This window comes from Zobellia uliginosa (assembly GCF_900156625.1).
GTDB lineage: Bacteria > Bacteroidota > Bacteroidia > Flavobacteriales > Flavobacteriaceae > Zobellia > Zobellia uliginosa.
This window is the reverse complement of sequence record NZ_FTOB01000003.1, coordinates 297003-315480: the sequence shown is the minus strand read 5'-3', so window position 1 is coordinate 315480 and position 18478 is coordinate 297003. Positions and strand designations below refer to the sequence as shown.

Genomic DNA, 18478 nt, shown 5'->3' with positions numbered 1-18478 from the left:
AAACTATAATAAATATAATAAAATCTATGTCAATAAATCTTTGACGACATGACCGTGTACATCGGTCAGGCGATAGCGTCTACCTTGATGCTTGAAGGTCAGCCTTTCGTGGTCTATACCGAACAAATGCATCAATGTAGCATGAAAATCGTGGACATGTACCGGGTCTGCGGTTACATTGTAGCTAAAATCATCGGTAGCCCCATAAGTAAAGCCCGGTTTCACCCCTGCCCCGGCCATCCACATCGTAAATGCCTTCGGGTGATGGTCTCGTCCGTAGTTGGTACTTGTGAGCTGGCCTTGTGAGTAAACGGTTCGACCAAATTCACCTCCCCATACCACTAGGGTATCTTCGAACATACCCCGTTGTTTCAAATCTTTGATCAGGGCAGCCGTGGCCTGATCCGTTTTTTTAGACTGGCTTTTTACTCCGCCCGGGCAGTAATTGTGCTGATCCCAACCTTGGTGATACAATTGCACGAACCTTACTCCTTTTTCCAATAGTTTTCGCGCCATCAAACAGTTGGCCGCATAGGTACCTGGATCCCTACTATCTTCACCGTACATATCAAAAATATACTCCGGTTCTTTCGACAGGTCGGTCACCTCGGGAATGGAGGTCTGCATTTTGAAAGCCATTTCATACTGTGTCATTCTCGATTGAATTTCGGGATCGCCATAAGCATCGCCCTGCAATTCGTTCAAATGTTTTAGGTAATCGAGCATCTCCCTTCTATCGTTACCATCGTAATTTTCAGGATCGCTCAAATAGAGAACCGGATCTTTACCCGACCTAAACTGAACCCCTTGATGTTCCGTTGGCAAAAATCCATTGCCCCACAGACTGGCCTTCAAAGGTTGTCCTTTTCCATTCTTGGAAACCAGGGCGATAAAGGTCGGTAGGTTTTCGTTATCGGAGCCCAAACCATAGCTTAACCAAGAACCGATGGCCGGTCTACCCGGTAATTGATTTCCGGTTTGCATAAAGGTAATGGCAGGCGTATGATTGATTTGGTCGGTCTGCATACTTTTTATAAAACACAAATCATCGACCACTTCCGACAAGTACGGCATGGCATCACTGACCCACGCCCTTGACTCTCCGTATTGCTTGAACGTAAACGATGAGGGTGCTATGGGCAGGGTGCTCTGGCTACCGCTCATTCCGGTAAGTCTCTGACCTCCAATAACCGACTTCGGGAGTTCTTTACCGAACATATCTACCAATTTGGGTTTATAGTCGAAAAGGTCCATTTGGGAAGGCCCCCCACTTTGAAACAAATAAATTATGCGCTTTGCCTTGGGGGTATGGTGCGGAAGGCCTAATCGGTTCTTGTTATAAGCCTTTAGGACTTCTTCCGGAGAACTGTCCTTGCCCAGGTTTCCGAACATTTTTTCGGTCCCCAACAAACTGCCCAAAGCCATTGCCCCGATACCGAGGGATGTCTTTTTCAAGAAGTGCCGTCGATCTAACTGCCTTTCAATGGTCTTTAAATCTTCATTGGTAGAGGTCAATTTGCTATGTTGATGATTACTACACATACTCTTCTATATTAGGTGTTGTTAAATTATCTTTTGGTTATAGTGGCATCGGAATTCATAATGGTACTGGCTACCACGGCGTTGGCGGCTACCAAAGCGTGGTCATCATCTTCCGATATCTTGAACGCCCCGGTTTGCAACCAACCTTTGGTCTTTTTGGGGTTTTCACTGAATTTCCGGTACTCCGAACTCTGTAGGGAAGCGAGCAAGCCCAGTTCCTTATCCGTAACACTTCTTCCCGTCAATTTTTTAAAGGCCAAGGCTATTCCTGCATTCACATCGTCGGCTTCGGCCATTTGCTTCCCTAGAACGCGCGACGCCTCTATGTAGGTAGGATCGTTCAGTATTACGAGGGCCTGTAATGGCGTATTCGTTTTCTGCCTTCTACTGGTACACAAATCACGGGTCGGGGCATCGAAGGTCGAAATGGTCGGGTTTGGCACCGTTCGTTTCCAAATGGTATACATACTACGCCTGTACAGTCCTTCTTCCCCATCTTGTACATAAGTGCCACCGCTAACTTTCCAGAGGCCTTCCGGCTGGTAGGGTTTAACACTTTTTCCTCCAATGGTCCGGTTCAACAATCCGGAAGCGAAAAGTGCATTATCCCTTAGCATTTCGCCGGACAGCCGTACTGATGGCCCCCGGGCCAACCATTGGTTTTCCATATCTACCTTTGCAAGTTCTTCGCTAATGGCGGAACTCTGTTGATAGGTAGCGGACAGCATTATCGTCTTATGAAGCGCTTTAACATCCCAATCAGACTCCATAAATTGAATGGCCAACCAATCCAATAGTTTAGGGTGACTGGGCAATTCCCCTTGGTTACCAAAATCTTCAGAAGTCTTTACCAAGCCTCTTCCGAACAGGTTTTGCCAGTATCTGTTAACCGCTACCCTTGCCGTCAAGGGATTATTTTTATCGGTAATCCATTTGGCCAGGCCCAATCTATTTTTAGGTAGGCTATCGTTCATTGGGAATATTTTTTCAGGCATATTTGGAAATACCGAATCCGTAGGCGAATCGTAGTTGCCCCGATCCAAGATATAGGTCTGTCTAGGCGTTTTTCGCTCTTTCATGACCATTATCTGTTTTATCGGCTCAATACTGTCTACCAAGGCACCTCGGTCTTTCTTCAATTCCGCCAAAACTTGATTGTAACCCGAGGAATGATTGAACAAATAATACGCTTGAAGCTGTTCTTTTTCCTTATCGCCAAGTTGGTCGTTCGACTTTGCTACCAAGTTTTTAAGCTTATCGCCAGAACTGATCTGCATTACTTCAATATCGCTTATCTCCCTATCAAAGACCATGATATCATCGACAACGGCATTACCTATACCTTTTCCACGCCATATCGCACCGATCCTAAGTCCGGGTTCTACGGTTTCCTTATAGATATAGTTTTTCATATTATTGAAAACGATGTCTTTGTACAGGTTGTCAAAAGTGGTCTTGGTCTCCAATTTCTCACCATCCATATAAAGACCTATTCCTTTGGCCTTACTTGATCCGTCGTAGGTTAAGGTAAGTTGTACCCATTGCTCTTTTGGAATTTCTTTTAACGATTCAACGACCATTGAATTATCGGGCCAGACATGGGCGAACAAGGCTTCTAACCTATTCTCTTTGATCTTCAGGTGGTAGCCCCTAAAACTGTGCAGTTCGGGGCCTTGCATCTTATGGAAGATTACACCTTCTTCGAGGTCTTGCGGCACAAAAACCTTAATGGAGACACTAAAAGGCTCATTACGCTTATATATTCCGATCTTATCAAGGTCCAACCAAGTATCGCCATCCATAAACAGCCCTTTGCCCGAAGCACCTTCTTTATATACGGGCTTTTCATTATCGACAAATTGCTGGCGCATTCGAATTTTATTTTTTCCATTCCCCCCTATTTTGTTGACCAGCCGCTGATCATCAAAATCAAATGCGGCGATCAATCCCTTGGGTCGGTTCTGCACCGGAATCTTTTGAAAGGCATTGCTCGCCAACCAGTCTTTGAACTTATCGCTCTCGGTCTTGACGGTACTATCGACCTTCTCTTCCGATTCTTCTACAATTTTCTCTAAATAGGCCAGTACACCTTCCTGTTCTTTGGTAGGCAATAACATAGCCGGAACCGGAGTCGCCAAATCCCAAGGTATTAGCCCTGTTTCATCAACATTGTTGAAAAAACTGTACATTTCAAAATAGTCCCTTTGGGAAATAGGGTCATATTTGTGATCATGGCATTTGGCACAAGCATAAGACAGTCCTAACACCCCCTGACTGACCGTTGCCGTTCTATCGGCCACATATTCCGACCTAAACTCCTCATCGATGATTCCCCCTTCCAAGTTTTGGGGATGCAATCTATTGAAGGTAGTCGCCAACCTTTGTTCCCTTGTAGCATTCGGAAAAAGGTCCCCAGCAATTTGCCAAGTCAAAAACTCATCATAAGGCATATTTGAATTGAACGCCTTTATGACCCAATCCCTCCACGGGGAAGTATCCCTATATCTATCGTTACTGTACCCATGGGTATCGGCGTAACGGGCAACATCCATCCAATCCAAGGTCATTTTCTCCCCATAATGCGGAGAGGCCAACAAGCGGTCTATCTGTTTTTCAAAGGCATCGGGGGAACTATCCTTCATAAAAGCCTCTATTTCTTCTATAGTAGGTGGCAATCCTGTCAGGTCTAAGGAAGCCCTTCTCAACAAAACCTCCTTATCGGCCCGTTTTGATGGGGAAATATTTTTTTCTTCTAAAGTGGCCAGAACGAAATTATCGATAGGATTACGGACAAAGTCGGTTTTGGTCACTTTGGGTATTTCATTTACCTCAGGCTTAAGAAAGGCCCAATGATCTTTGTACTCGGCACCTTCATCTATCCATCTTATCAACATAGCCTTCTCATATGCGGTCAAGGACAAATGCGATGACAGCTCTGGCATAATCAAATCGGGATCTTCGGTCAAAATACGCCTTACCACCTCACTTTTCCCCGGTTTACCGGGTACAATGGAAAAAAGCCCAGGTGTATTCGTAGATTCGGCATAGGCCAACTCAGGATCGTGCAACTGCAAGCCTCCCTTGATTTTTCCCTTGTCGGGACCATGGCACAAAAAGCATTTGTCCGAAAGGATCGGTTTCACATGTTGGTTGAAATCAATATTCTTCGGAAGCTTTTCAAGGGCAACTTCTACATCTTCAGGAAGATCAGGCCCTCCGCATGAAAATAGCATTATTGCTAAAGAAAAAACGATATAATTTGTTAATCTGAACATTATTTAGGACAAAATTTATGTTTTTGCCAAATTTATATCATTTGCCATGCTGAATTCTTGTATAAATCAGGCTATGAGTTGTACATTTCCGACTTTTCGTTCAAGGTGCCAAAAACCACCAAAACCTTATATTTTTCACCAAAACACCTTAAAACCAGTGATTAAAAGCATTATTGCTATCTTTATCATCCCACAAATAGTATTTAATATCCGACAAAGTGCATTTGGCCTATGAATAAAATCCTACAGTCTTTAAAACTAACTTTTCTACATGGGGGATACGCCAAACTCGATACGTCGTGGGATTACGACAATGTCATAAGTCCTTTTTCCCGACTGTATTATATTACCAAAGGTTCAGGAAAAATGTTCCATAGTTATGAAGAGTTCGACTTAAAATCGGGCCACCTTTACCTGATTCCGAGCTTTACGTATAGCCGCTATCGATGTAACGACCATTTGGAGATGTACTACATTCATTTTCTTGAGGAAGTCGGTGATCGCCTGTCGATATACGACATAAAGGATTTCAGGTACGAAATTGAAGCCAGCGATCAAGATTTGGGTTATTTTAAGACGCTCTTGACCCTACACCCTAAACGGTATTTGATAGAAGACGACCCTAAGATATACGACAACCGCAAATTTGTATCCGATACGGAAAAGCTCAACGACCTGTTGTCGGCAAAATCGTTTATTCAAACCCAATCGCTTTTACAACTCTTGCTCTCTCCCTTCATACAGAATAGCAAAAGCTCTAAGCTGAATATCAAAAACGATTTTCATGAGGTACTGAACTACATTAAAGAACACCTACACGAACCCCTTACCGTTGCCCAAATAGCCAAACACAGTAATTTGAGTTCCGACCATTTTTCACGGGTCTTTCAGCAAAAATTCGGGATTAGGCCCAGCAAGTATATCCAGACCATTCGTATAGAACGGTCGGAAACCTTGTTGTTGACCACCAATAACACCTTGGCCGAGATAGCGGAAAAGACGGGAATGGGCACCGTTTCATATCTATCAAGAATGTTCAAGGCCAAGAACGGGATTACCCCCGGAGCCTTTCGAAAAAGACGCCCCGGAAGTTAGTCCTTAGTATTTTCTATTCTTTCGGCTTTTCATTTTATTGGCCTCCTTATCCCCTATGAATTTTTCCTTTGAAGGATTCCATTCAAGGGTCCGACCTAATTGATAGGCTATATTGCAGATATTGCCAACGGTTGCGGAGCGGTGGCCAATTTCTACATCGGCAATCAACGGGGTTCCGTTTTTTATGGCATCTATCCAATTTTGATAGTGGTTTCCCCTTGATTTCATATCCTCTTTTTTGCTTGTTTGCGATTTTAGAATACTTGGTGGATCGGTTTCGAGGTAGCTTCTACTTATATCGAGATTGCCTTTGCTTCCTATAAAGCGTACGCCCCATCCCCTACCGAAGTCTTCATGTACCATTTCTATTCCATTTTCATAGAACATTCGCATACCTCTTACGGCATTTTTATCGGCAGGAGGTACAAATTTTACCGGACCACTACGGTCCATTCCCAATCCCCATTGCGCTATATCGAACATATGGGCGCCCCAATCGGTCAAAATTCCTCCGCCGGTCTCATTGAACAGGCGCCAATCGGGAAAAAAAGCTTTACTTTCAGGAGGGGACAACCTTTGGTTGTAAGGTAACAAAGGTGCTGGACCACACCATTGGTTCCAATCTACTTCAGCAGGCACAGGCTCTGGTGACATATTAAAAGGAACCGCAGGATCCCCTACGTTTACGAGTACTTTTTTAATATCGCCCAAGTGACCGTTTTGCACTATTTCGGTCGCTTTTTGAAAAGTGGCCCATGAGCGTTGCATGCTTCCGGTCTGCAAAACCTTTCCGGTCTTTTTTACGGTTTCCACCATATCAATACCCTCTTGGATCTTCAAGGTCAATGGTTTTTCACAATACACATGCTTACCGGCTTTCATGGCCCCTATAGCTTGAATCGCATGCCAGTGGTCAGGGGTCGCGACAATAACGGCATCGATATCGTCCCTCTCTAAAATTTCAAGGTAATTGCCGGTGGTCGTTATGCCCTTGTAGTGGCCTTGATTTCGTTTTTCGGCATATAAGCTACTTACATGGGCCTTGAACCAATTGTTCTTGGTTGTCCACACATCAGAACCGGCAACGATCTGGGCTTGGTCGGTATGTACCATAAAGGCATTGGACAAGGTTATACTCTGCTTCCCCAATCCTATATATCCTAGGTTAACCTTATCGCTCGGAGGAACAAAGCCCTTTCCCAGTACGTGCCTTGGCACTATGCTGATGGCACTGGCAACCAAGGCCGTCTTTGAAATAAAAGCCCTTCGCGATAATTGTACTTTAGGCCTTGAGTTTGATTTACTGCTGTTTCGGTCTGGTTTCATAAAGTACTTTTTTTATTGATCTCAATATAATAAGCGGGCATTTTGGCGCCTTCTTCCGTAAAGAAATTGCTTTGTAGTTTATAGCTGCCTTTCCCTAGCTTTCCTTCCAACAAAACAAAAGGAGCATCCATATCTACATCTGCCTTAACCTCAAAATCACCAAGCTGTACCGCGGCACTTTCAAAGTGCAAACTTCTCCCCGCAGGCAACTCATCCATAGAATACGATTGCGATATCCGATCTGCCGCAGCGTTCAATGCCAAGTTCGATTCCGGTGCGTATCGGTACAGTTTAAACTGGTAAAGTCCGTCTTCCATCACCTTTATGCTATAATAACCATCAGGAGCGAACTCCCCTTGGCGAATCTGAACTTGGTTCCAAGGTATATTATCATCGGTATGCATATCATGGACCGTAATCGTAACCGGATTAGCCTTCGGGTCACCCAACGGAATCTCCGCATAACGCATTTCCGGTTCTATGCTCGACCACCATTGATCGTAATACGCCTTCATTTTCTTTACTACCTCGGGATGCTCCTCGGCTATGTCGTTTTTTTGTCCGGGATCCTCAATAATATTATAGAGCTCGCTACCATCTATCAAACGCCATTCCGTGGTCATCACGCAACTATTTTTCCCCTTTATGGGCCACTGGCCCCGTTGGGTGTCTATGACCAGCATTCGTTCAGCTTCCTTTTTTCCCTCCAATAAAACAGGGGCCACATTGGCTCCATCCAAAGGTTTATCGGCTTCAAAGGGAATACCGCTCATATGTGCCAAAGTAGGCAATAAATCTACATTCGCCACCAACTCGTTGTTCACCGAGCCCTTTTTGATATTGCCGTCAGGCCAACTAATAAAAAACGGCACTTTATGCCCTCCGTCATAATGGCTACCCTTGGTACCCTTCAAGCCTGCATTGTAGCCAGTAACATTTCCGTCTTTATCGGTTTTGATTCCGGCCGCCGTACCATTGTCGGTGGTGTAAATTACAATAGTATTATCGAATAGTTTCCTATCCTTCAAAAACCTTACTAATTTACCAAAGTTCTCATCTATATTGGAAATCATTCCATAAAACCGTTTTTGGTAATCGGCCAAGGGTTCGTTTTCATACATTTTTGCGTACGACTCGGGTACGTTAAAGGGAGAATGGGCAGCATTCAACGGAAGGTATAGAAAGAAAGGTTCATCTTCGGTGCGCTGTATATGTTTGATGGCCTCGTTAAACCAGACATCCGTACAATATCCTTCCAATTTTACGGGCTTGCCATTTCTAAAATAGGTATCGTCAAAATAAGTATTGTTCCAATAATCCGAGGTTTGTTGTACCCCGCCGCCGCCATTATACAAGGCGTGTTCAAACCCTCTATCATGGGGACGGAAAGGATAATTATCGCCCAAATGCCACTTACCGAACATGGCGGTACTATACCCACCTTCCTTAAAGACTTCTGCCATAGTTTTTTCGTCTTCCAGTAAAATGGAACAACCCGCTATGGTGTGCCAGGCGTTGTTTCTATTGCCATTTCTACCCGTCATAAGTCCCGCCCTACTTGGTGCACAGGTGGTACCCACGTGAAAGTTGGTCAATTCAAGGGACTCTTTGGCAAAAGCATCGAGATTTGGGGTTTTGATATACGGATTTCCGTGCGAGGCCAAATCGCCATAACCTTGGTCATCGGCAAAAACAATAATGACGTTCGGTTTTTCTTTGGATCTGGTAGCTTCAGAAGCAGAATCGGATTTCTTTTTCTGCCCGCAAGACAGCATCAAGATTAAACAAACGGAACTCAAGAGCTGTGTAAACATTCTATAGGTCATACTAAAGTTTTTAAGAAGTGGTATTTTTTTTGTTTTTGAGTTGGGCTACATACTCACTAGGTATAACACCGAATTGTTTTTTAAAGCATTTTGAAAAATACGAGGCGGTATTGAACCCGGTTTTATACATAATTTCCTTTACGGAAAGATCGCTTTGTTCAAATAGTTGAACCGCACGTTTTAAACGTATGTTACGAATGAATTCACTTGAAGACAAGCCCGTTATCTCTTTGAATTTCATGTAGAGGTTACTGCGGCTGTACCCCATTTCCTTTACTAGCATCTCTACGTTGAAATCTGTATTCATCATGTGTTTCTCAACAATTTCAATAGCCGTTTGCAAAAAAGTTTCATCGACCGAGGTTACCGCAATTTCGGTAGGTTGTAAGGTTATATTACGGGTGAATTGTTTGCGAAGTTGTTCACGATGCTTCAAGATATTCCCTAGGGTAAGTTGAAGGAGCTCCATATCAAAAGGTTTTCTGATATAGCCTTCCACTCCAATCTTCAAGTTTTCTATTTCGCTTTCTTGCGATGCCTTTGCCGTTAACATCACCACGGGAATATGACTTGTTTCCTTATTGTTTTTCAGTAATTTACAAAACTCCGTACCGTCCATTATAGGCATTAAAATATCGGTCAAGATAATATTAGGCATAATATTCTTGGCTACTTTAAGCGCCTGTTTGCCGTTTTCCGCCTCATAGATAACATAGTCGCTCTCGAGCCCCTGTTTTACCAAGGTTCGTATATCGGCGTTATCGTCTACCACCAATAGAATAGGCTGCTTAGGCCTTGACTTTGACACATCGGCATCTAGAATTTCATCATTGATACCAATGGCGAAAGATTCGGTCTCGGAAGAGCGCACTAAAAAGTCGCTTTCAGAAACCTCTTTGATGCTTACCTCGGGAATATTCATATAGACCGCTTTGTCAATGGGAAGCTTCACAATAAAATCCGTACCCTTGTTGGGTTTGCTCTTAACAACAATTGAACCTTGGTGCAATTCGATCAGGTTCTTGGTGAAAGATAGGCCTATACCCGCCCCCTGAAGGTTTCTTCTGTCTTTTTTATCTTGGGTATTAAAGCGTTCGAATATGGTGTTCACCCTGTTTTCGGCAATACCATAACCCGAATCGCGTACTTTTATAATTACATTTTCACCTTGGTCATTCTTAGCTTCGCCTTCCGTAGATATTTCCACTGTAATCCGGCCACCATCAGGGGTGTATTTAAACGCATTGGAAAGTAGGTTGTTCATTATTTTCTCTAAGGCATCGTGGTCGAACCAAGTCTGAAGTGATTCTTGGTTCGCCTGAATCGTAAACTCGATATTTTGCTTATGGGCCAAAAACTGAAATGGTTGGCCTACCTCTTGAATAAACTCTACAATATTGCTATTTCGGACTACCAAATGCATTTTGCCTTGGTCTATCTTTCTAAAGTCTAATAGTTGATTGACCAGTTTTAATAAATAGTTGGTGTTTTTGTACATAATATTGTACTGCTCCTGCACCTTGGTCTGGCTTACTTTGTCCCCATCTTTTCGCAAATACTCCAACGGGCCTTTGATCAAGGTGAGGGGGGTTCGGAACTCATGGGAAATATTGGTAAAAAACTCGAGTTTTACCCGCTGCATTTCTTCCGATTTCTGCTTTTCCAAATGATCGAGTTCCAATTGGTGCTTTTCACTCGTTCTAATAAAAGTGTACCTCCAAAACAACCATAACATACCCAACACCAATGCACCATAAAACAAATAGGCCGCTGAAGTTTGCCAAATGGGCGGGGTAATGGTAATCTGTATTTCCGAAGGTGTTTCATCCCAAAGACCGTCATTATTGGAAGCCTTGACCTTAAAGACGTAGTCACCAGGCTCTAAGTTGGTATATGTAGCGAAACGCTTGTTCGAAGTAGTCTGCACCCAATCGGGATCAAAGCCCTCTAACATATAGGCGAATTTGTTTTTTGAAGGTGCCGCATAGTGCAATGCGGCAAACTCAAAAGAAAAATTGTTCTGTCGATAGCTCAGTTCTATATTTTTGACCTTATTGATGCTTTTATCGAGTATGACCCTACCATCAAGTTCGGCCCCAACTTTTACGGACTCGTTTGAAACCAGCATATCGGTAATGACGGTTTCGGCCAAGTGTTCGTTGTCCCTGATCTCTTCGGGATAGAAGGCATTAAAGCCATTGATACCACCAAATAGCATCTCACCATCGGATCGCTTTACACAAGCCAGTTCTTGAAATTCATTATCCTGAAGGCCGTCGTTTTCATTATAGTTTTTAAAAGTTTCTTTTTCCGGATTGAATTTAGACAAGCCCATATTGGTCGAAAGCCATAGGTTCCCTTCCCTGTCTTCCAGAATTCCCTTGATTACATCGTTCGGAAGTCCATCTTGTACGGAATAGGAAACAAAACTATCTGCCTCACCATTTTGCCCGGGAACAAATTTATTCAGACCACCACCAAAGGTTCCTATCCACAATTCACCCACAGTACTTTCATACAACGAGAGAATATAGTTGTGACTAAGGGACTGGGGGTCTTCAGAATTGTTTTTATAGGTTTCGAATTTAGGATGTTTTTTATACCGTTCAATAGCCTTAACGACACTTAACCCATCGCCCGTGGCAAACCAAATATTACCGAACTTATCCTCTAAAATGTACCTGACAATGTTACTGGGCAAAACATAGGCTTTTTTTGGATAGCTTTTAAAGGTAGTCTTGTCATAGCCCTTTCCATCTTCCCTTTTGACCCATCGGTGCACTCCGGAAGTATAGGTGCCTATCCATATATTTTCATCGGAATCGTTCAATAAGCTGAACACCCCATGCGGAAAGCCTTGGGTACGCAGGTCAGTTGCTTCAATACGGTTCGGGTCATCAATATTCAACAAATACAGTCCAGGAGTATTTTCCGACCCTATAAATAAGGTCTTCTTGTTGTCGAGAACGGTCTCGGTGATAGCAAAAGTTCTTGAATTAGAGCTAAAGTGCCTAAACTTGTCGTAATTTCCATCATCATCTTTTTTAGGTAACATGTTCAAGCCACCGCCTTCCGTACCGACCCATACCGTGCCATTACTGTCTTCATACATGGCGCGGATCTTGTCATAACTCAGGCTTTGGGGATCGGGGGTATTCCTTACATGCAAAAATTGTTTTCTTCCCGGATCAAAAATGTTTATGCCCCCGCCATTGGTTCCTATCCAAATGATGCCGGTTTTATCAAGGTACAAGGATTTAATGATGTTCTTACTGATACTGCCCGAATCCCTAGAGTCATAGGTAAACCCCTTAACAAAGTAGGGCAATTTTTCGAGTGAGGAATTTTCAAAATAAAAAAGCCCTTCATCGGAACCCGCCCAAAGATGATTGTTATTATCAACTAAAATATTATTTACATTGCCGTCATGTATTTTCGCCAACTTCATTCCATTTCCTTTGATCTGGCAAAATAAGCCTACGTTTGTCGCTATTATCAGCCGGCCCAAATTATCCTCCATGATACCCCTTACGATACAATCCGGAAGCCCTAAAGATTCATTGATTTTTCCGAAATAATCATTACCGTTGGGATCTTTTTTCAGTTTGAACAGACCTGTGGCCCCACCGACCAAAAGCTGGCCGTTCTTGTCTTCATAAATTGAATAGATGGAGCTACCGTCCCAACCGATAATAAAGGGGTCTTGTTCCGAATTATAGTGTTGGAACTTGAGTTGATCTGTAGGAACGGAAAGGTCTACCATATCAAGGCCATCCTTCTCTCCGATCCACAAACGATTTTTGCTGTCTTTGTACAATGCGGTAATATGATTACCAATGATACTTGATATTTCTTCTTCGTTATGGGTATAGGTCGTGAAATCGCCTGTAGAAGCATTGTAGAAATTAAGTCCGCTTCCGGTCGTTCCCACCCAGAGGTTTCCTTCGTCATCGCCGCTTATTGCCGAAATCAAGTTGCTACTGATGCTGTTCGGTTTAATAGGACTGGGGTTATAAACGGTGAATTTATAACCGTCGTATTTATTGAGTCCGTCATGCGTAGCGAACCACATAAAGCCCTGTTTATCTTGATAAACCGCATTAATATCGCTTTGCGAAAGACCGTCACTAGTTGTTATATGCTTAAAGCTTATGTGGTTTTGGGCATTTCCCAAGACCATGACTAACATAGTCGCAACGGCAATACTATATCGAAAAAACACTCTCATTCTAATCATTCTATACCTTCATCATCTTATTCCTTAGGATTGAAAACCACTTCCCTTCTATTACCTTCCTTATCGTAAAATACAACCTTTTGCATAGATTTATGAACTTGAATTGCATTTGAAGTCTGAGACAAATAGCCCGATCCAAAATAATATTCCTTTGTGGCAACGTCACCGTTATCATAGTGTATCTTCGCCCTTACTTCGGAAGGGCCAAACTCAAGAATAGGTGTATGCTTTTTTTGGATATAACTTTTTAGTTTCCCAGAATTTACCGTAGCGGCCCAAAGCTTGGTGGAATCATTCAAAACAACACTTACCAACGCCCTTGCATCTTTCTCTACTTTAAAACCTGATTCACTATACGGAACGGAAATAAACCCACCTTTCCGGTCAGATTTTAAAATTACACCTTTTCCCGCGTCATACCACCCGGAAATCACTTCAGTGGGATAGTAATTCCCCACTCCTATAACATCATTGTATCCATCATCGTCATAATCACTTATATCGATTCCAAACAATGGAGAAAATTGTGCTTCCTGCGGCAATGGGTTTACTGAAAATTTACCCCCCCAAGGTTTTCTATAAAACTAGAGCTAAGGTAATTCACCTTAATAACACTCATACCCGTAGTATCAAGCGCTTGAAGCAAATCACCAATTTCCGCTTCGGCATATTCATCATAAGTCGGAAAGATTCTATTGATAGCTACGAGTTGTTTGGCGAGTTCTCCTCGAGGGGCCAGTGGCACCTCTTTTCCGCTAATATAGCGCGTAATTATAGGGTCTATACTTGAATTAGAATCAAAATCCTTGGCATAGACACGCATCGGCTCCGTGCCTGAAACTTTAAAAGCCGTATTCTCGCCTTGGTTCCCGGCAATATAATCGATATCTCCATCATGGTCAAAATCACCTCCGACCAAACTATTCCAAAAGCCATAATACTTCTCCAGTCCGGTTTCCTCCACCTTCTTTAATCCATCCTGTTGATTTTCAAAAACAGTAATCGGCATCCACTCTCCGGCCACCATTAAATCTAGGTCGTTATCGGCATCATAATCGGTCCAAATCGCCGAACTTACCAAGCCCACTTTACCTAACCCTTTTGCCTTACTTTCCGTGACATCGGTAAATTTCCCTTTATCATTCTCCAACAAGTAACTATTGGGTGTAGAAGGAAAATTACCGGGTACTATCATGCCACCTACGAATAAATCTAGGTCGCCATCGGCGTCATAATCTGCTGCAACCACACAAGAACCACTCGCCTTAATTTCAGGAAGCGCTTCCGGCCTATGCACAAATTCACCATTGCCATTATTAAAATATAGACGATCTTGGTAATGCCCCTTTCCAAAATATTTCACCGAACTACCTCCACTAACGACATACAGATCCAAATCATCATCACCATCTGCATCAAACAACAAGGCCCCCAAATCTTCATATTTTTCTGAACCTGGCACAGGTACGGAATCGAAATCACCGTTCATTCGTTGTAAAAAAATCACACCTTGTTGATTTCGTCCCCCTCCTACATATACATCTTTTCTTCCATCACCGTTTATATCCCCCGTAGCCATTCCCGGGCCGTTAAAATCGTATAAATGCATTAATAAAGGTTCCCCCCTAAAATCGCTATTATCATTTTCAACATGACGAAAATCAAGCATACCCGATTTGGATATTTCCTTGAAAGGAAATTTTACATTGGATATACCTGAACTTTCTACATCAAGGCTGGCTTGTTTGCTGTCAAAAGTATACAAGGAGTCTACCCTTACCTCTCTGAGCACTTGTTTTGCACCACCTAACCATTCAATCTTAAGCGAATCAATAGCCGAGGCTTCCCCTAGACCGAAGTGAATATTAGAGTTCGCCGAAGACATATAGCCTTTTACCGGATTGTATTCATAGTATTGTGTTTTATTTCCGCCGATGTATGCCGTGAGCTTGGCTCCTACTCCATTTACATTTCCTTTTGGGCCCTTTAATCTAATTTTTACGAAGTGATTTTTGTTATTCTTCCCCGCGTTATTTCGATACAGAAATGCCGGTGCATTTATATTATTTACTATCAAATCTAAGTCGCCATCATTATCAAAATCTGCACAAGCAGCTCCGTTAGACAAGGAGGCCTGTGCCATTCCCCATGACTTTGTCTTATCAACAAACTTTAATTTTCCGCTGTTGGAAAACATATAGTTAGGTAAAAAAATACTATCAAGAGCCTTTAACCTTTCTATTATTCTATCTTCGGATAATTTACCTGTTCCCTTTCCAAATATATCTACCTGACTAGAGTATTCGGTAAAATCATGATTGGTAATGTCTCTTCTAAAACCATTTGTAATAAAAACATCTTTCTGTCCATCATTATCAAAGTCCGCTATTAAGGGAGACCAACTCCAATCAGTCTGATGCAACCCTGCATATCTTCCTATTTCACTAAAGGAAGGGTTACCTTTTTCGTCTTTTCCTCTATTTAACTGCAATGTATTTCTAATGAACTGCGGCGAAAAACCCTCTCGCAAAGTTTGTTTGAAATATTCATGATTCATATTGGCCGTCATAGTCTTTTGCCTCTTGTTAATTTCAGGAAGCATATCCATTACCAAAACATCGGGCAATCCGTCATTGTTTATATCGGAAACGTCAACGCCCATGCCATTTCTTGAAGTATGTTGAAAATATTCAGGTAATCTATTAGTAAAGGTGCCATCTTGATTATTGATATACAATAGATCGTTCGCGATAAAATCATTTGCCACATAAACATCTGGCCAACCATCTTGGTCGATATCGGATATAGCCAAGCCGAGCCCATACCCTTCTATTTGGATTCCGGCCTTCTTTGAGACATTTTCAAATACCGGGTGACCATTCTTTCCTATTCCTTTATTTTCATACAGTCTGTCTGTACTGGGGCCTGAGCCATCCTTTTTTGTATAGAGCTTATCAATATCTTTAGGCGGTTCGTTAGCATGGGTCATTACATAAAGATCTAAATCTCCATCTAAATCAAAATCAAAAAAAGCCGATTGCGTTGTGTACCCTGAATCCGCAATACCATATTCTGCCGCTTGTTCGGTAAAAGAGAAATTTCCGTTGTTTACAAAAAGTTTGTTCTTTCTTTTATCCGCTTTGGCAAAGCCACCAACAGAAACATAAATATCAAGTAGCCCATCTTGGTTTATATCTATGACGGAAACGCCATTTGCCCAATAATCCCCCTCTATACCAGAATCGGCAGAGAGGTCCTCAAATTCAAATTCCCCTTTGTTTCTATATATTTTTGAAGAAACCAGATTTCCCGCAAAAAAAACATCATTGAACCCGTCATTGTCAAAATCACCAACACCTACGCCGCCCCCTATGTAGATATAAGGAAAGCTGAAATAATTCAGTTCTTTGGTTTCATCGATCGCATTGACAAATGTAATACCCGAATCAGAAGGAGAAATCAGTTCCATTTCTTTTTCTTGTTCGTTACAAGAAGAGAGCACGACTACGATTAAAATAAATAGTATTTTTTTCAATCTGAATAAATTATATCATTCAATTTAACTAAAAAGGAACCATCTTACAATGGTTCCTTTTATAAAATAAACTAAAACAGTTTAGTATCCTGGGTTTTGTTTGAAAACCGGATTGGCATCTATTTCGTTTTGAGGAATTGCAATATACTCCCTTCCCGGCCTATAAGAACCTGTTCCAGCACTTTCTGATTTCAGTTCCGGTTTGTTTACTATATACTCTTCAACTTTGCCCCATCTGAGAATGTCAAAATATCTAGTACGTTCTAAAGATAGTTCTTTCACCCTTTCATCTTCTATATCTTGCATGGTAATACTTGCTAACGGAGGCATATCTACCCTGGCACGTACTTCATTTATTGCATCTAGTGCATCTGTGGTTGAGCCATTAAGCATAAACTCGGCCTCAGCATACATCAAGAGTATATCCGCATAGCGCAACAATCTTAAGTTGTTACCTGACTGATGCCATCCGTTATCTTGAGACCCGGTCTTATCATCAAAGGCTATATCCAACCATTTATTACCCCATACCAAATCTGAACCTGGAAACACTTCTTGGTAACTCTTGTTTCCATAGGTTTGCGATACCAATGTGTCTCCCTCATAAATAGTAAATTCATCGGTATTAAAGAACAATGTAGTATAGGTTCTTGGGTCTATTTCACCATTAACCGTTCTTTCATCTAAAAATAAATCAAGAACCCAATTATTGATACGCATACCATCTTGACCCGTAAACCCTTTTGGGGCAATATCAGGATGGAAGGCAGCTCCTTTACCTGCACCTGCCGCATCACCGCCCCAGCCTGTATTTCCGTCATTTACCAACTGAATTTCGAACAGTGACTCTTTATTGTTCTCGGAAGCTTCTGTAAAGTTATCGGCATAATTATCCATTAGCTCGTATCGACCATCCATTATCTTGGCAAATTCTGCTTTAGCTTCGGCATATTTCTTTTGGTATAAATAAACCTTACCTAAGAAACCTGTAGCAGTTCCTGATGTAATTCTCCCCTTCATATCAGAAGACCATGACTCTGGAGCCATTTTCTGAGCCTCTATTAAATCAGACTCAATCTGAGCCCAAACATCCGCAGGATCTGCTTGAGGAACAGAGTTAGGAGCTTCCAAGTCCGAGATAGGTTCTGTGATCAAAGGAACATTTAGCCAACCGTTCACTAGATTGAAATAATTATATGCCCTAATGAAGTAAGCTTCACCCAAAATATTGCTTTTGGCAGTTTCATCCATTTCTATATTTGGAACATTTGCCAATACTTCATTAGCACGCGTCACCCCTTGGAACATGGCACTCCACACCCAAAAGGCCCCATTACTTTGAGGAATTCCATTAAAAGAACCTGCGGCAGTACGTTCCGATGTTGCAAATGCATTTACAACATCATCTCTATAATCCGAAAGGAAAATTTCAAAACGGGTATAATACCAAATATGGGTAAATGGGCTATATGCACCAATGATTCCCTTTTCCGCATCATCTTCCGTTTTCCAGAAAGATTGTGGTGTTACAGCATTCGGATTTTCTTGTTCTAATATGTCTTTTCGACAACTATATGATATAACCAGTAGCAATACCAGCGTTACCAATAGACTTTTTGATATATTTTTATTTTTCATTTTT

The 18478-nt window shown here is 42.1% G+C and carries 9 protein-coding genes; 1 reads left to right on the top strand and 8 read right to left on the bottom strand.

Annotated elements, in window-relative coordinates; translation table 11 throughout:
- Positions 1-24 precede the first annotated feature (24 nt).
- Together BW980_RS09890 and BW980_RS09885 are read right to left on the bottom strand one after the other, a co-directional pair.
- Positions 25-1542, bottom strand: coding sequence for a DUF1501 domain-containing protein (locus tag BW980_RS09890; RefSeq protein ID WP_076455066.1), 1518 nt, complete (start codon positions 1540-1542; stop codon positions 25-27).
- A 26-nt stretch (positions 1543-1568) separates the two neighbouring features.
- Positions 1569-4817: a DUF1553 domain-containing protein gene (locus BW980_RS09885; protein WP_076455065.1), complete on the bottom strand. Its 3249-nt coding sequence runs from the start codon at positions 4815-4817 to the stop codon at positions 1569-1571.
- A 231-nt stretch (positions 4818-5048) separates the two neighbouring features.
- Here BW980_RS09885 and BW980_RS09880 point away from each other — a divergent pair, with 231 nt between their 5' ends.
- Complete coding sequence (locus tag BW980_RS09880; RefSeq protein WP_076455064.1) at positions 5049-5912, top strand: AraC family transcriptional regulator; 864 nt, start codon at positions 5049-5051, stop codon at positions 5910-5912.
- Between the two features lie 3 nt (positions 5913-5915).
- Here the strand turns inward: BW980_RS09880 and BW980_RS09875 are convergent, their stop codons facing one another.
- The 6 genes from BW980_RS09875 to BW980_RS09855 all read right to left on the bottom strand — a co-directional run bounded on the left by BW980_RS09875 (position 5916) and on the right by BW980_RS09855 (position 18474).
- Positions 5916-7238, bottom strand: coding sequence for a Gfo/Idh/MocA family protein (locus BW980_RS09875; protein WP_076455063.1), 1323 nt, complete (start codon positions 7236-7238; stop codon positions 5916-5918).
- On the bottom strand, positions 7235-9064 hold the full coding sequence (locus BW980_RS09870; protein ID WP_083690449.1) for an arylsulfatase: 1830 nt from the start codon (positions 9062-9064) through the stop codon (positions 7235-7237). The genes BW980_RS09875 and BW980_RS09870 overlap by 4 nt, the downstream gene beginning before the upstream one ends.
- Before the next feature lie 10 nt (positions 9065-9074).
- Positions 9075-13292 (bottom strand): two-component regulator propeller domain-containing protein, encoded by a 4218-nt coding sequence (locus BW980_RS09865; RefSeq protein ID WP_245800028.1) that lies wholly within the window; start codon positions 13290-13292, stop codon positions 9075-9077.
- 26 nt (positions 13293-13318) lie between these two features.
- On the bottom strand, positions 13319-13843 hold the full coding sequence (locus tag BW980_RS22815) for a hypothetical protein (RefSeq protein WP_245800026.1): 525 nt from the start codon (positions 13841-13843) through the stop codon (positions 13319-13321).
- 5 nt (positions 13844-13848) lie between these two features.
- Positions 13849-16836: a VCBS repeat-containing protein gene (locus BW980_RS09860; RefSeq protein WP_245800024.1), complete on the bottom strand. Its 2988-nt coding sequence runs from the start codon at positions 16834-16836 to the stop codon at positions 13849-13851.
- 81 nt (positions 16837-16917) lie between these two features.
- Positions 16918-18474, bottom strand: coding sequence for a RagB/SusD family nutrient uptake outer membrane protein (locus BW980_RS09855; RefSeq protein WP_076455061.1), 1557 nt, complete (start codon positions 18472-18474; stop codon positions 16918-16920).
- Positions 18475-18478: the final 4 nt, after the last annotated feature.

Excerpts from the sequence above, each read along its gene's own strand:
- BW980_RS09890 (WP_076455066.1), bottom strand. The coding sequence starts at position 1,542 with ATGTGTAGTAATCATCAACATAGCAAATTGACCTCTACCAATGAAGAT.
- BW980_RS09865 (WP_245800028.1), bottom strand. The coding sequence starts at position 13,292 with ATGAGAGTGTTTTTTCGATATAGTATTGCCGTTGCGACTATGTTAGTC.
- BW980_RS09885 (WP_076455065.1), bottom strand. The coding sequence starts at position 4,817 with ATGTTCAGATTAACAAATTATATCGTTTTTTCTTTAGCAATAATGCTA.
- BW980_RS09870 (WP_083690449.1), bottom strand. The coding sequence starts at position 9,064 with ATGACCTATAGAATGTTTACACAGCTCTTGAGTTCCGTTTGTTTAATC.
- BW980_RS09875 (WP_076455063.1), bottom strand. The coding sequence starts at position 7,238 with ATGAAACCAGACCGAAACAGCAGTAAATCAAACTCAAGGCCTAAAGTA.
- BW980_RS09880 (WP_076455064.1), top strand. The coding sequence starts at position 5,049 with ATGAATAAAATCCTACAGTCTTTAAAACTAACTTTTCTACATGGGGGA.
- BW980_RS09855 (WP_076455061.1), bottom strand. The coding sequence starts at position 18,474 with ATGAAAAATAAAAATATATCAAAAAGTCTATTGGTAACGCTGGTATTG.